At 66.6% G+C, this 13974-nt stretch carries 14 protein-coding genes and 1 tRNA gene; 3 read left to right on the forward strand and 12 right to left on the reverse strand.

Annotation, left to right across the window (positions count from 1 at the left end; all coding sequences use genetic code 11):
* Nucleotides 1-206 precede the first annotated feature (206 nt).
* The gene (locus tag I0K15_RS05950) at nt 207-665 is read left to right on the forward strand and encodes a GFA family protein (RefSeq protein ID WP_196104480.1); all 459 of its coding nucleotides are present in this window, start codon (nt 207-209) and stop codon (nt 663-665) included.
* Nucleotides 666-702: 37 nt separating this feature from the next.
* Here I0K15_RS05950 and I0K15_RS05955 read toward each other — a convergent pair.
* Both I0K15_RS05955 and I0K15_RS05960 read right to left on the reverse strand, forming a co-directional pair.
* Nucleotides 703-778, reverse strand: a tRNA-Ala gene (locus I0K15_RS05955).
* A 61-nt stretch (nt 779-839) separates the two neighbouring features.
* Nucleotides 840-1169, reverse strand: coding sequence for a TIGR02300 family protein (locus I0K15_RS05960; RefSeq protein ID WP_196104481.1), 330 nt, complete (start codon nt 1167-1169; stop codon nt 840-842).
* A 181-nt stretch (nt 1170-1350) separates the two neighbouring features.
* Between I0K15_RS05960 and I0K15_RS05965 the strand changes: the two genes are divergently transcribed.
* Nucleotides 1351-2592, forward strand: coding sequence for a polyhydroxyalkanoate depolymerase (locus I0K15_RS05965; RefSeq protein ID WP_196104482.1), 1242 nt, complete (start codon nt 1351-1353; stop codon nt 2590-2592).
* The gene (locus I0K15_RS05970; protein WP_196104483.1) at nt 2585-3268 is read left to right on the forward strand and encodes a M48 family metallopeptidase; all 684 of its coding nucleotides are present in this window, start codon (nt 2585-2587) and stop codon (nt 3266-3268) included. The genes I0K15_RS05965 and I0K15_RS05970 overlap by 8 nt, the downstream gene beginning before the upstream one ends.
* A 75-nt stretch (nt 3269-3343) precedes the next feature.
* Here I0K15_RS05970 and I0K15_RS05975 read toward each other — a convergent pair whose 3' ends face one another.
* Genes I0K15_RS05975 through I0K15_RS06020 form a run of 10 tightly spaced genes read right to left on the reverse strand, consistent with a single transcriptional unit; the run spans nt 3344 to nt 13949 of the window.
* Complete coding sequence (locus I0K15_RS05975; protein WP_196104484.1) at nt 3344-5734, reverse strand: ligase-associated DNA damage response DEXH box helicase; 2391 nt, start codon at nt 5732-5734, stop codon at nt 3344-3346.
* A 9-nt stretch (nt 5735-5743) separates the two neighbouring features.
* On the reverse strand, nt 5744-6520 hold the full coding sequence (locus I0K15_RS05980; protein WP_230374306.1) for an NAD(P)-dependent oxidoreductase: 777 nt from the start codon (nt 6518-6520) through the stop codon (nt 5744-5746).
* Nucleotides 6517-7299, reverse strand: a complete 783-nt coding sequence (locus I0K15_RS05985; RefSeq protein ID WP_196104485.1) for a crotonase/enoyl-CoA hydratase family protein — start codon at nt 7297-7299, stop codon at nt 6517-6519. Before I0K15_RS05985 ends, I0K15_RS05980 begins: the two co-directional genes overlap by 4 nt.
* On the reverse strand, nt 7296-8618 hold the full coding sequence (locus I0K15_RS05990; RefSeq protein WP_196104486.1) for an ATPase: 1323 nt from the start codon (nt 8616-8618) through the stop codon (nt 7296-7298). Before I0K15_RS05990 ends, I0K15_RS05985 begins: the two co-directional genes overlap by 4 nt.
* Before the next feature lie 4 nt (nt 8619-8622).
* Entirely contained in the window at nt 8623-9108 is a 486-nt protein-coding gene (locus tag I0K15_RS05995) for an A24 family peptidase (RefSeq protein ID WP_196104487.1), read from the reverse strand.
* A gap of 1 nt (nt 9109) precedes the next feature.
* Nucleotides 9110-9958, reverse strand: a complete 849-nt coding sequence (locus I0K15_RS06000; protein ID WP_196104488.1) for a tetratricopeptide repeat protein — start codon at nt 9956-9958, stop codon at nt 9110-9112.
* Complete coding sequence (locus tag I0K15_RS06005; protein WP_196104489.1) at nt 9955-10542, reverse strand: tetratricopeptide repeat protein; 588 nt, start codon at nt 10540-10542, stop codon at nt 9955-9957. The genes I0K15_RS06000 and I0K15_RS06005 overlap by 4 nt, the downstream gene beginning before the upstream one ends.
* Complete coding sequence (locus tag I0K15_RS06010) at nt 10535-11542, reverse strand: type II secretion system F family protein (RefSeq protein ID WP_196104490.1); 1008 nt, start codon at nt 11540-11542, stop codon at nt 10535-10537. The genes I0K15_RS06005 and I0K15_RS06010 overlap by 8 nt, the downstream gene beginning before the upstream one ends.
* A 2-nt stretch (nt 11543-11544) precedes the next feature.
* Complete coding sequence (locus tag I0K15_RS06015; protein ID WP_196104491.1) at nt 11545-12507, reverse strand: type II secretion system F family protein; 963 nt, start codon at nt 12505-12507, stop codon at nt 11545-11547.
* Nucleotides 12507-13949 carry a TadA family conjugal transfer-associated ATPase gene (locus I0K15_RS06020; protein ID WP_196104492.1) on the reverse strand — a complete coding sequence of 481 codons (1443 nt, stop codon included), beginning with the start codon at nt 13947-13949 and terminating at the stop codon, nt 12507-12509. The genes I0K15_RS06015 and I0K15_RS06020 overlap by 1 nt, the downstream gene beginning before the upstream one ends.
* Nucleotides 13950-13974: the final 25 nt, after the last annotated feature.

Below are 13974 nucleotides of genomic sequence, written 5' to 3' on the forward strand. Positions count from 1 at the left end.
CCTATCGGGGGTTGGGACACCTCCTTTCTAGGCGCGCTAACCATCACATGCAGCGTTGCGGGAGGGTAGCTGGCGGCGCAGAAGGCGAGGCGCCTATCCGAAGGGATAGGTCCGGCGCGGTTGCGGACAGGAGCGTGAGGCCGGAATTGACATCGGATGGCGTGGGGCTCGACCCTGAGAATGTGGAAGCAGCGGGGGCATTCGGGATGCAAGAGGATCGGGATCCGGTAGGGGTGTCCGGCGGCTGCCAGTGCGGCGCGGTCCGCTTCAGGATCGGGCGCCTCGGCAAGGCCTCCATCTGCCATTGCCGCATGTGCCAGAAGGCCTTCGGCGGGCTCTTCGCGCCTCTCGTCGAGGTGGAGGATGTGGTGTGGACCCGCGGCGAACGGGCGATCTTCCACAGCTCGGACACGAACTGGCGTGGCTTCTGCTCGGCCTGCGGCACGCCGCTGACCTACGAGCATGACGGCGGTATCGAGATCGCGATCGGTGCGCTGGACGATCCGGACCGCGCGATGCCGGAGGTTCAGGTGAATGCGCGGTACAGACGGCGGTGTTTCGAAAGCCTCGCCGCACTGCCCGAGAAGCCCGAGGCCCAGCGTGAGGCCGACGAGCGCTGGAACTCATCGGTCGTGTCGCACCAACATCCGGACCACGACACGTAGCGGCAGCTACCGGCATGCGTTTCAATGGTGAGGGGTTTGGTGGAGCCTAGGGGAGTCGAACCCCTGACCTCTTGCATGCCATGCAAGCGCTCTCCCAACTGAGCTAAGGCCCCAAGGTCGCCTGCGCGACAGGGCGGGGTTTAAAACCGCCGCCCGGCGCGCGCAAGCTAAAAATCAGTCGTCGTCGTCATCCGAGACGTCGGCGATTTCCTCGAGCGACACGTTGTCGTCATCATCGTCGTCGTCGAGCACCGTGTCGTCGCTGTCGATATCGTCATCATCATCATCGAGCACGTCTGCGTCATCGACCTCGGCCTCCGCGGGCTCGGGCTTCGCCTTCTTCGCCGCTTCGGCGCGGGCGCCCTTCGCCTTGGTCAGCGAAAAGACCGACAGCTCGTGCACCGCCCCGCAATTCGGGCAGGTCGTCGGGTCGTTGTTGAGGTCGTAGAAGCGCGTTGCACAGTTGGGGCAAAGGCGTTTCGTGCCCCATTCCGGTTCGGGCATCGTCAATCCTTCATCTGCGTGATGCTAAGCTGCCGCGCTCTGCCATACAGTCACATCGTTGTCAAAGGCTTTGGGTGACACATTTCTGCAATGCAACGGGATGCACGTCTTTGGTCCATGTTGCGCTGCCGGACAAAAAGGCGCACCTTCGCGGCCGCAGCGGCAATGATGGGAAAACAGCATGCTGTATCACGCCTACGAGTTCACACACGCCGCCATCTCGCCGATGCGGCAGGCCGCACGGATGGGGCAGGAGTTGATGACTTCTCCCTTCAATCCGCTCGCGGAAACCTACCAGGCGCGGGCCACAGCCGCGGCCTGCGAGATGTTCATCAACGCCACGCGGCGTTATGGCAAACCGACCTTCGGCATCGAGATGGTCGATGTCGGCAACGCGTCCTCCCCCGTGGTGGAGGAAGTGGTTCTGGAGCTGCCCTTCTGCAATCTGCTCCATTTCGAGAAGCCTGAGGTTGATGCGGATCAACCCAAGGTGCTGATCGTCGCACCGATGTCGGGACACTACGCCACGCTGCTGCGCGGCACGGTCAAGCAGATGCTGCCCGGGCACGACGTCTACATCACCGACTGGATCGACGCGCGCGACGTGCCGCTGACCGCGGGCCGCTTCGATCTGGACGATTATGCGGATTACGTCATCGAGTTCTGCCAGCATCTGGCCAGCGATGGGGAGCGGCCTGCAGTCCTCGCCGTCTGCCAGCCGGGTGTGCCGGTGCTCGCCGCCGCCTCGCTGATGGCCGAGCGCAAGGATCCGGCGCGGCCGTCCTCGATCACGCTGATGGGCTCGCCCATCGACGTGACGCAGAACCCCAAGCAGCCCAACGAGCTGGCGACCTCGCGGCCGCTGAGCTGGTTCGAGAACAACGTGATCGTCACCGTGCCCTGGCCCAACAAGGGCTTCCTGCGGCGGGTCTATCCAGGCTTCCTGCAGCTCTCGGGCTTCATGTCGATGAACCTCGACCGCCACGTGAACGCCCATGTCGAGCACTTCCGCAACATGGTGAAGGGCGACGGCGATTCGGCGGAGCAGCACCGGACCTTCTACGACGAATACCTCGCGGTGATGGACCTGACGGCGGAGTTCTACCTCCAGACCATCGAGCGGGTGTTCCAGAAGCGGCTGCTGGCGGTCGGCGAATATGCCTATCGCGGCGAGATCGTGAAGCCGTCGGCGATCACCGACATCGCGCTGATGACGATCGAGGGTGAGAAGGACGACATCACCGGTCTGGGCCAGACGGAGGCGGCGCATACGCTGACCACCAAGCTGCCCAAGGCGAAGCGCATGCATTACGTGCAGGAGAAGGTCGGCCATTACGGCGTCTTCAACGGCTCGCGCTGGCGTCAGTTCATCCAGCCGAAAGTCGCGGAGTTCATTGCGACGCACCGCGCGGACGTTGCCTGACCGCCTGACCGTCGGCGATCCGCCGATCACCGTGGAATTGCGCCGCGCCACCCGGGCGCGGCGCTTGACGTTGCGGGTCCCGTCCATCGGGGGCGACCCGGTGCTGACCGTACCGCCGCGCGTGCGCGATGCCGTGGTCGAGGACTTCCTGATGGAACGCGAAGAGTGGCTGCGCGCCGCCCTCTCTCGCACGCCGCAACCTGCCGGCATCGCGGACGGCACCGTGCTCCCGGTCGAGGGCGCGCCGCATGTCGTCTCGCTGGCCGCGCGGCGCGGCGTGGCGCAGGGCCCCGGCACACTGGAGCTGCCCCGACGCGCCCCCGGCCCGGCGCTGGCCGCCTGGCTGAAGGCCCGCGCCCGCGACCGGCTCGCCGCCCGCTGCGATCATCATGCTGCCAAGCTGGGCCGGACCGTCACACGGATTACCCTGCGCGACCCGCGCTCTCGCTGGGGCAGCTGCACAAGCGAGGGGAACCTCATGTTCTCCTGGCGCCTGATCCTCGCACCGCCGGAGGTGCTGGACTATGTCGCCGCCCACGAGGTCGCGCATCTGGTCGAGATGAACCATTCGCCCGCGTTCTGGGCCATCGTCGAACGGCTCTACCCCGGCTGGCAGGTGCAGCGGGACTGGTTGCGGGCGGAGGGTGCGTCGCTCCACGGCTGGCGCTTCGACTGAGCGGACCAACGTGGATATTTAGGCGAATCCGAAAGCCCGCTTCTTCTTTGTCCAAATACGCAAATACCCGACAGTTCAGGCCGGGGCGCCGATGCCCGCTTCAGCGAGGACCAGCCCGATCTCCTCGTCGAGAAGCCGGCGCTCCGCCTCGCCCTTCACCGGCACGCGGCCGACCTCGAGGATCAGGGGCGCGGCCATCGGGGTGACATGCTCCACCCGCACATGGTCAACGCGGCCCTGGACGCGGGCCAGCATCTCCTCCACCCGGTCGAAATCGACGAGGCCGCGCATCGCCTCGTCCCGCGTGACCTCCAGCATCAGGTGGTCGGGATCGTAGCGCAGCAGAGTGTCGTAGAGGATGTCGGTGGAGAAGGTCGCCTGCTTCCCGGTCTTGCGCTGCCCAGGCAGGTTCGGGCTGATCAGCCCCGCCACCCGCGCGGGGATCTTGAAGGTGCGCTTCATCATCATGTTGGAGGCGAACCAGGTGTCGAGGGCCTCGCGCAGGTCCTTTCCCTCGATCAGCGCACCGGGATCGTTGACCGGGTCGAGGCTCCAGATCAGCAGGCCGTAGTCGTTGGCGACGAAGCCCATGGGGCAGAGCCCCGCCTCCTCCATCCGCCGGGTCAGGATCACGCCGAGGGTCTGGTGCGCGTTGCGCCCGGCGAAGGCGTACCAGGTGGAAAACCACTTCGGCCCGCGCGGAAAGGTCTCCACCAGCAGGCGGTCGGCCTGGGGCATGCGGCTGACCTCGGTCTGAAGGTTCAGCCATTCGGCGGTGTGGTGCGGCAGGACGCGCCAGCGTTCGCGGTCGTTGAGGAACTCCACCACCCGGTGCGCGAGCTTGGTGGACATGGCGAGTTTCGTGCCGCCGAAGGTCGCAATCATCGGGTCCTTGCCAGGCGACTTCGTGACCTGCACCGTCATCTCCCGCATGCCCTCGTAGCGGACGACCTGCCCGCCGATCAGGAACGTATCGCCGGGGGAGAGGGTGGCGGCGAACCCCTCTTCGATCTCGCCCAGCGGCTTGCCGCCGCGGAAGGAGACCTTGAGGTTGTTCCAGTCGATGATGGTGCCGATGTTCAGCCGCAGGTCGCGGGTGATGCGCGGATCGCGGAGCTGCCAGAGCCCGCCCCGCTCCACCAGCCGCTGATAGCGATCATAGGCGCGCAGCGCGTAGCCCCCCGTCGCACAGTAATCGAGGCAGCGGTCGAAGGCGGCGCGGGTGAGCCCCCGATAGGGCCCCGCGCGCTTCACCTCCCTGTAGAGCGCGGTGGCGTCGAACGGGGCGGAGCACGCGGTCAACAGGATGTGCTGGCAGAGCACGTCGAGCGGTCCGTCGGGGCGCGGATCGCCGTCGAGGTCGCGCTCCTCCACCGCCTCCAAGGCCACTTGGCATTCGATGATCTCGAACTGGTTGGCGGGGACGAGCAGCGCCTTGGACGGTGCGTTGTAGCGGTGGTTCGCGCGCCCGATCCGCTGAACAAGCCGCTTCACGTTCTTCGGCGCACCCACCTGTATCACGAGGTCCACGTCGCCCCAATCGATGCCGAGATCGAGGGAGCCGGTGGCCACGACCGCGCGCAGCGTACCGTTCGCCATCGCCGCCTCCACCCCCTGCCGCTGCTCGCGGGAGAGGGAGCCGTGGTGGAGGCCAATCGGCAGGTTCTCGTGGTTCTGCGCCCAGAGCTCCTGGAAGAAGAGTTCGGACTGCGCGCGGGTGTTGATGAAGATGATGGTGGTGGTGTGCCGGCGCACCATCTCCATCACGTCGCGCGCGGCGTGGCGGCCGCCCTGTCCGTACCAGGGGGCGGGCAGCTCGGCCTGGAGCATCCGGATATCCGGATCCGGGCCGGGATCGGCGAGGAGGATGCGCGTCTCGGGGCCGAGGAAGCGGGCAAGCGCGGGCGGATCCTCCACCGTCGCGCTCAGCCCGGCGCGGCGCATGTCGGGTGCCAGTGTCGCGAGCCGTTCGAGGCAGAGGGTAAGCTGGTCGCCCCGCTTGCTCTCGGCGAGCGCATGGATCTCGTCCACGATCACCCGGCGCAGACCGCCGAAGATCTTCGGCGCTTCGGGGTAGGAGAGAAGCAGCGACAGGCTCTCCGGCGTCGTCAGCAGGATGTCGGGCGGATCGACGCGCTGGCGCTGGCGCTGGGACTGCTTGGTGTCGCCGGTCCGGTCCTCGATGCGGATGTCGAGGCCCATCTCGTCCACCGGGCGCTGCAGGTTGCGGCGAATGTCGGCGGCCAGCGCCTTCAACGGCGAGACGTAGAGGGTGTGCATCCCCTCGTGAGGCCCCTGGCTCAGCTCCACCAGCGAAGGCAGGAAGCCCGCCAGCGTCTTGCCGCCCCCCGTCGGCGCGATCAGCAGCATGGCGGGGTCCGTCGCCTCCAGCAGCGCGAGCTGGTGCGGATGGGGCTGCCAGCCCTGCCCGGCGAACCAGTCGGTGAATAGCTTGGGCAACTCCATGGGGTGGAGTTAATCCAGAGGCTCCAGATTGCGAAGGGTGCGGATCAGCGCATCGGCGAGCGCGGTGTCGGCGTCCTCCGGGGCGGCGTCGAGGGCGGCGGCCACGTCCTTCGCGAGGATGCCGATGGTGTTGTCGGCGGCGTGACCGTCGCGGGCGAACTCGATGGTGTCGAAGTTGGAGCCGAACCAGGTCTGGCCGGAGCTGTCATGCATCAGCTTCAGCAGGGCGTCGCGGTCGAGCCCGTTCGCCGCGGCCCAGGCAAGCGCGGTGCGGGTCGCGGCGGTGGAACTTGCCGCGACAAGGTTGTTGCAGACCTTCGCCGTCATCGCCGCCCCGAACGGCCCCATACGGTGAAAGCGCGTGCCCATGGCGGCGAAGAGCGGGTGCAGCCGGTCGAGATCGGCCGGATGGCCGCCCAACATGAACGTGAGCCGCTTCTCCTGCGCCGCGATGGCGGCACCCGACATCGGCGCGTCGATCAGGCGGACATGCGCGGGCACGCTGCCCCGCAGCGCGCGTGTATAGGCGGGCGAGAGGGTGGAGCAGATGACGAGGTCGGTGAGATGCGGCAGGCGCGCGATGCGCTGATCCTCGAAGAGGAGCGCGTCGGTCTCCGCCGCGTCGCGGACCACGGTGAAGATCACCTCACGGTCGCTCAGGTCCGCGGTCATGAAGGGATAGAGTTTCGGGACGACGTCGAAGCCCGCTACATCGAACCCGGCCTCGTGCAACGCGGCCGCCATCGGGCCGCCCATGCGGCCGCAACCCGCGACGGCGACCTTCACTCGAAGACCGGGTCGCGCTTCTGCATGTTGGCCATGGCCTGCTCCATCTGATGGGGCTGGCCGATGAGGCTCGCCTGAAGCCGCGACTCGGCGAGCAGCACCTCCTCGGGCCCATCCGTTTCCGCGATCGCGGCCAGCGCCTTGGCGGCGCGGATGGCGCTCGGAGACTTGCTCGCGATCTCCACCGCGAGGTCCTGCGCGCGGGCCAGCGGCTCGTCCGCCACCTCGGTCACGAGGCCCCAGCCCACGGCGTGCTGTGCGTCGAAGATTTCGGCCGTGTAGATCAGGCGGCGCATGATGTCGGCGGGCATGAGCTTGGGCAGAAGGACCATGCCGCCCATGTCGGGGACAAGGCCCCATTTCATCTCCATCACGCTCATCTGCGTGGTGGGGTGCGCGATGCGGATATCGGCGCCGAGCGCGATCTGCAGCCCGCCGCCGAAGCACGTGCCGTGCAGCGAGGCGATCACCGGCATCGGCAGTTCGTGCCAGATCATCGAGACCCGCTGCCAGAGGTTCGAGCGACCATGGGTCCGCTCGTTGATCGAGGAGGGATCGGCCATCAGGCCCTGGAAGCTCGCCACGTCGAGCCCGGCGCAAAACGCCCGGCCCGCGCCCGACAAGACCACGGCGCGCACGTCGTCGCGGTTGACCTCTTCACCGGCCGCGACGATCGCCTCCAGCATCGCGGGATCGAGCGCGTTCATCTTGTCCGCCCGGCTCAGCGTCACATGGGCGACCCGATCGGCGATCTCGACGGTGACGCGGTCAGTGGTCATCCCGTGCCCTTCGCGGCGCTGTCATCCGCATCGACGTAGAGGTTCGACCAGGCCCGTTCGACCAGCGGGACACTCATCTGCCGCTCGATCCCCTCGTAGTCGCAGATGGAGGTCATCTGGCTCATCAGGAAGGGCGCGTGATAGGCGGCGAACGGGCCGTTCGGCGTCGGGTAGAGGTTGTTGAGCAGGTGGGCGATCACCTCCTCCTTCGGCTCGATCCCGAACTTGCGGGAGATCAGCACGAACATCTTGAGGAAGTCCGACTGGTTCGGGCGGTCGATCTTGATCTTGTAGTAGATCCGCCGCAGCGCCGCGCCGTCGAAGAGCTCGGTCGGCTGGAAGTTGGTGGAGAAGATCACGAGCGTGTCGAAGGGCACAGTGAACTTCTGCCCCGACTGGAGGCTGAGGAGGTCGTAGCGCTGTTCGATCGGAACGATCCAGCGGTTCATGAGCGCCTGCGCACTCTCCCGCTGGCGCCCGAGGTCGTCTACGATGAAGACGCCGCCGGTCGCCTTGAGCTGCAACGGCGCCTGGTAGGTCCGGCTTGTCGGGTTGTAGCCGAGGTCGAGCATGTCCAGCGTGAGCTCACCGCCCGTGATCACCGACGGACGGCGGCAGAGCACGTAGCGCGGATCGTAAGGCGGACGCGCGCGCAGGCCGGACGGATCGTGATCCGCCGTCTCCACGACCTGATGCACGATCGGATCGAAGAGGCCGATGGTCTGACCGAAGGCCACCAGCGTGCGCGGGATGAAGACCGCATCGCCGAGCGCGTCGCGGATCGCCTCGGACAGCACCGATTTGCCGTTGCCCGGCGGGCCGTAGAACAGGATCGACCGGCCGGAGTTCACCGCGGGACCGAGCTTGGCCAGCAGCCCCTCGGGCATCACGAGGTGGCTGGACGCATCCTCCAGCTTCTCGCGCCGGATCGCGACCTCGCCGATCGATTGCTGGCGGCTCTGCGCCTCGAACATCTCCAGCGGGACGGGGAAGGTGCCGTAATACTCCGACTGCGCGAGTGCATCGAGCGCGCGCGCCCGGCCGCTGTCGGTGAGCTGGTAGCGCAGTTCCGCGGCGGTCGAAGCCCCGCGGTTGCCCAGCGTCTCGATCAGGTTCTCAGTCCGGCAGATGTCGATCAACGTCTCGACGATCGGCGGCACGACGGAGCACGCCTTCGCCATCTCCGTCGGCGTCTGCAGGCTCATCCGGAAGATCGTCTTGATGAGCAGGTCGCGCGCGAAGGTGGTATCGAGACCGGTCTCGCTGAGCTGCATCGGCGGGGCGGGCTGCCGCGCGGGCGGCGGGATCATCGCGTTCATGACATCACCCCGCGAGCGCGACGAGCGTCAGGTAGTAGAGGATCGCCCCCGACAGCGCCATGCCGTAGGAGAAGGTCGGCTGGTCCCAGCTCACCCAGTCGGGCGCCGCCGCGCGAGCCGCTGGAATGCGCCCGAACATGCGGTGGGTCAGAAGGCCCGCAAGCGCCAGCACGCCGAGGATCCGCATGAAGAGGGTGATGTCCAGCGGGGCGACGAAGAGCACGATGACGGTCGCGTATTTCACGTCCCCTGCCCCCATCTGCCGGATCATGTAGAGCATCAGCCCGATAGCGAAGACCACGGCGGAGCTCACCACGCGCCACAGGATCTCCTCCCCCGTCAGCAGGAAGGGTGCGGACACGGCGAAGAGGCCGAGCAGCACCAGCGACAGCTTGTTGGAGATCTTCATCTCGCGCAGGTCCTGCCAGATGACGATCACGGCCGGGATTGCGACGAGCATCAGGAAGATGGTGGCGGTCTCGGACGTCATGTCAGCGCTCCACGACGGACTGCAGCGCCGCCAGCTTGTCCGCCGCCGCTTCGAAGTAGCGCGGATGGGTTTCGACGGCCTGCTCCAGCAGGCCGCGCGCGATGTCGGTTTCATCCTGGCGGAGGGCGACGAGCGCGAGGTTGTGGTAGATCTGCGCCTTCTCCTCCTCCGTCATCGAGATGACGGGGAGCGCATAGTTGCCCTGCAGGCCGCGCGCGATGGCAAGGTTGTTCTTCGGCTCGAAGGCGCGCACGTCGAAGCGGACGGCCTCGGTAAAGTGCCGCTCGGCGCCTTCCAGATCACCGCGGGACATCTTGGAGACGCCCCAGTTGTTCAGGATCTGCGTGGGCTGCGAGGTGAGCCCGCGGGCCGCGGCATAGTAGCGATCAGCGTCGTCCCAGTTGCCGTAGTTGTCCGACAGGAGGGCGTTGAGCAGGTTCCAGCGGTAGTTGTCCCGCGCCTCGGGCACTAGGGAGAGCTGCGCCTCGGTCCGGTCCCACTCGCCCAGCCGCAGCAGCGCCTGCGCGTAGGACAGCCGGTCGACGGGTTCGAGCTTGCCTTCCTCGTCCAGCTCCTCGAACGCGATGGCGGCCTCGTCGTTGCGGTTGGCCCGCGCGAGGCTCACGGCATAGCCGCGCTGGAAATCGACGCGGTCCGGTTCGTCGACCAGGGACGCGCGGAAGAACTCGACCGCGGCATCGGGGTCGGCGCTCGTCAGCATCACGTCGGTCAGGTTGGCCGCATCGATGACGTTGACGGGCTGCAGCGCGTCCTCGTCCAACTTGCGATCACACGCCGCCAATGCGGCAACCGCCGCCGTCGCCAGGACGGCTTGCTTCACTCGGATCATTCGACTGCTCCCGGTTCTTCGACCGCCTCGCTTAGAAAATACCTGCCGGACCCGCGTCGCACCAGTTCAAAGTCCTCCGCGGTGATGGCGTCTGTGTCCGCAAAGTCACCTTCGAGCTCGCCGAGCCGCGCGAGGTTCGCCCGCACCACGTCGTCCTGTCCGCTGGCGAGCGCGAAGGCCGTCTCCAGCGCATTCCGGGCCGCGGGAAACTCGCCGAGGCTCATCTGCACCACACCGAGGTTGTTCCACGCCACCGTGGAGCGCGGATCGGCGGAGATCGCGCGCTCCAGATGCCGGCGCGCGCGCCACAGCCGGCCGAGCCGCGCATTGGCCTGCCCCAGCCCCAGCTCGATCGCGCCGATATCGTCGGGATCGGCGTCGAGATAGGCGCGGGTGTAGGCGCGCAGCGCGAGGTCGAACTGCCCCCGCTCCATCAACAGGTCGCCGAAGGCGAGCGGGTCGTCGACCCCGTCCACATCGAAGGAGGTCGTGGGCGTGCCTTCGGGAAACGGGCGCAATTCGGGTGGCTCGCACCCGCTCACGAGCAGCGCCGTGAGCAGCGCCACTACGCGCAGATCAGCCACCGAGCGTGGTAATGATCTCATAGACCGACGGGCCCACGAGGATGATCAGGAGCGGCGGAACGGTGAACAGCATCGTGCCGAGCGTCAGCTTGGTCGGCAGGACGTTCGCCTTCTCCTCCGCGCGCATGACGCGCTTGTCGCGCATTTCAGAGCCGTAGACCCGCAGTGCGGATGCGATCGACGTACCGAAACTCGCGGACTGAATGAGCACCGTCACGAAGCTCGAGACATCGGATACGCCGCAGCGCTCCGCCATGTCGCGCAGCACGGTGACGCGGTCCTTACCGGCGCGGATCTCATTGGCGACGATCTCGAACTCCTCGGCCAGGGTCGGGTAGCCGACCCGGATCTCGGTCGCCACGCGCAGGATCGCCTGGTCGAGCGACTGGCCCGCCTCGACGCAGACCAGCATGAGGTCGAGCGCGTCGGGGAAACCCTGCGTGATCTCCTCCTGCCGCTCCTGCAGGCGACGGGTCACCCAGTAGTTGGGGCCCATGTAGCCGATCAGACCCGGAACGACGACATAGAGCGCCATCTTCATCGGGTCGTTCGCTTCACCCTTGGTGATCAGGTAGAATATCAGACCTGCGCCCAGCAGACCGACACCGAGAGCCACGCGCAGGAAATAGAAGCTGGAGACGGCGGAGCGCGACCGGTAGCCCGCCCGCGTCAGCTTCAGCCGGATCGCGGAGAATTCCTTCTGATCCTGCGGCTCCAGGTAGGGGGCGAGTGCGGCGAGGCCGGACTGCCCCTCGTGCCGGAGCTTCAGGCCATTGGACTGGGGCACCTTCTCCACCGGCGCGTTCGGCGTCGGGGCGCCGCCGCCGTCCAGAACGAGCTTGTCGATCGGGTCGGCCGGACGGCGCAGGGCGAAGGGTGCCGCAAGCGCCAGCAGCAGGAAGACGAAGGCCACGGCGGCGTAGAGCGGGCCGAGCGGACCGAAGGCGGCTTCCAGAAAGCTGTAGATCGTGTCGAGACTGGTGGTAAGCGAGTCGAGCATAATCAGACCTTAATGTTCACCATGGCCCGCATGTACAGAACGTTGGCCACAAGGAAGACGCCAACCGCAATCATGGCCGGCGTGAACATCGACGTGTTGGCGACATCATCGTAGTAGTCCGGCTCGACGAGCTGGATGATGATGATCGCCATCACCGGGAACATCGACAGGAACCAGCCGGACCAGCGCGCCTCCGCCGTGATCGCCTTCACCCGGCGGAACAGCTTGAAGCGCGAGCGGATCACGGCCGCGAGGCCTGCGAGCACCTCGGCAAGGTTACCACCGGACTGCGACTGGATCGACACCGCGACGGCAAGGAAACGCAGATCCTGCACGTTGATCCGCTCGGACATGCGCTGAAGGCTCTCGTTGATGTCCATGCCGTAGGTCGCCTCGTCGGCGATGATGCCGAACTCGGTGCCCAGCGGGTCGGGCATCTCCTGCGCAACGATGGCGATAGAGGAGGAGAACGGGTGGCCGACGCGCAGGGAGCGGACGATCAGTTCGACCGCGTCGGGCAACTGCTCCTCGAAGAGCTCCATCCGTTTCTTGGCCTTGTTGTTGAGCCACAGATAGACGGCGGAGTAGCCCATCAGCGCCGACAGGCCGATCCGCAGGATCAGCGCGGCGGAGGAGAACATGGTGAGCGCCACGAACACCATCACCGCCATGACGCCGATGACGATCATGATGCCGGTGGGCGTGAAGGCGATGTTGGCCTGGGCCGCCCGCTCGTAGAGCGGTGCCATGACCGGGATGCCGGTGTTGCGCCGGTGCTGGTCGCGCTCGGCGCGCAGCGTCTCCAGCACGTCCTCGGGATCCTCGCCCTTCTCCAGAAGGTCGAGACGCCGGTTCACCTTGCTGTCGAGGCGGACGGACTTCCCGAAGATGAGGAGGTAGAGACCTTCGACGCTCAGCAGAACGCCGACGAAGATCATTGCATAGATAAGCGGTTCGAAACTCATTACTCGGTCCTCACGGGGGTGTAGATCGAGTTCGGCAACTCGAAGCCCCAATGCTTGAAACGCTCGGAATGGGTGGAACGCAGGCCGGTCGCGGTGAAATAACCCTCGATCTTGCCGTCCTCGTTGAGGCCCATGCGCTTGAACTTGAAGATCTCCTGCATGGAGACGATCTCGCCCTCCATGCCCGTCAGCTCGGTGATGGAGAGCATGCGGCGCGAACCATCCTGAAGACGGCTGACCTGCACGAGGAGGTTCACAGCCGCCGCGATCTGCGTCCGCGACGCGATCATCGGCATCTCGACCCCGGTCATCGCGATCATGTTCTCCAGACGGGAGACCGCGTCGCGGGCGGAGTTCGCGTGGATCGTGGTCATCGAGCCGTCGTGGCCCGTGTTCATGGCCTGCAGCATGTCGATGACCTCGTCACCGCGGGTCTCCCCCACGATGATGCGATCGGGACGCATCCGCAGCGCGTTGCGCAACAGGTCGCGCTGCGTGACCTCGCCGCGGCCCTCCACGTTGGGCGGGCGGCTTTCCATGCGGCCGATATGGACCTGCTGGAGCTGAAGCTCCGCCGTATCCTCGATCGTCACGATCCGCTCGGAATTGTCGATGAAGGAGGACAGCGCGTTCAGCGTCGTCGTCTTACCCGAACCCGTACCGCCCGACACGATGATGTTGAGGCGGGTGGACACGGCGGCCTGCAGATAGGCGGCCATCTCCTCGGTGAAAGCGCCGAATCCGATCAGTTCGTCGATCGACAGCTTGTCCTTGGAGAACTTCCGGATCGAGACGAGCGGGCCATCGACCGCACAAGGCGGGACCAGCGCGTTGAAACGCGAGCCGTCGGGCAGGCGGGCGTCGACGTAGGGGTTGGACTCGTCCACGCGCCGGCCCACGGCGGAGACGATCTTGTCGATGACGCGCAGCAGGTGCTTCTCGTCCTTGAAGACGGTGTCGGTGAGCTGCAGCTTACCGGCCCGTTCGACGAAGACCTGCCGGTGCGAGTTCACCAGGATATCGTTGACCGTCGGATCCTTGAGCAGCGGCTCCAGCGGACCGAGGCCCGTGACCTCGTCATAGAGGTCGTTGTTGAGCTGCTCGGTCTCGCCCGCGTTCAGGACGATGCCCTGGTCGCGCAGACCCTCGCGGACGATCGAGCTGATCTCGCGGCGCAGGTCGCCCTCGCCCACCTTGTCGATGACGGCGAGGTTCAGCGTCTCCAAGAGCCGCTTGTGCAGCTCCATCCGGATGTCGAGAAGCCGCGCGCGGCGCCGCGTTTCGCGCTCACGATCCGCGTCATCAGCGGGCGAGGCGGCCTTGGGCCGCGCGATCTTCGGCGGCGCCGGCGTGGCCGACGGGTTCACCGGCGCCTTCTTCTCCAGCGCGGGTGCGGCTTGCGGGCGGACGGTCTGCCCGGACTTCTGATAGCGTGAGAACATGGCTTACTCTAACTCCCCCCGCGAG

It is taken from the genome of Pontivivens ytuae (genome assembly GCF_015679265.1).
Taxonomy (GTDB): domain Bacteria; phylum Pseudomonadota; class Alphaproteobacteria; order Rhodobacterales; family Rhodobacteraceae; genus Pontivivens; species Pontivivens ytuae.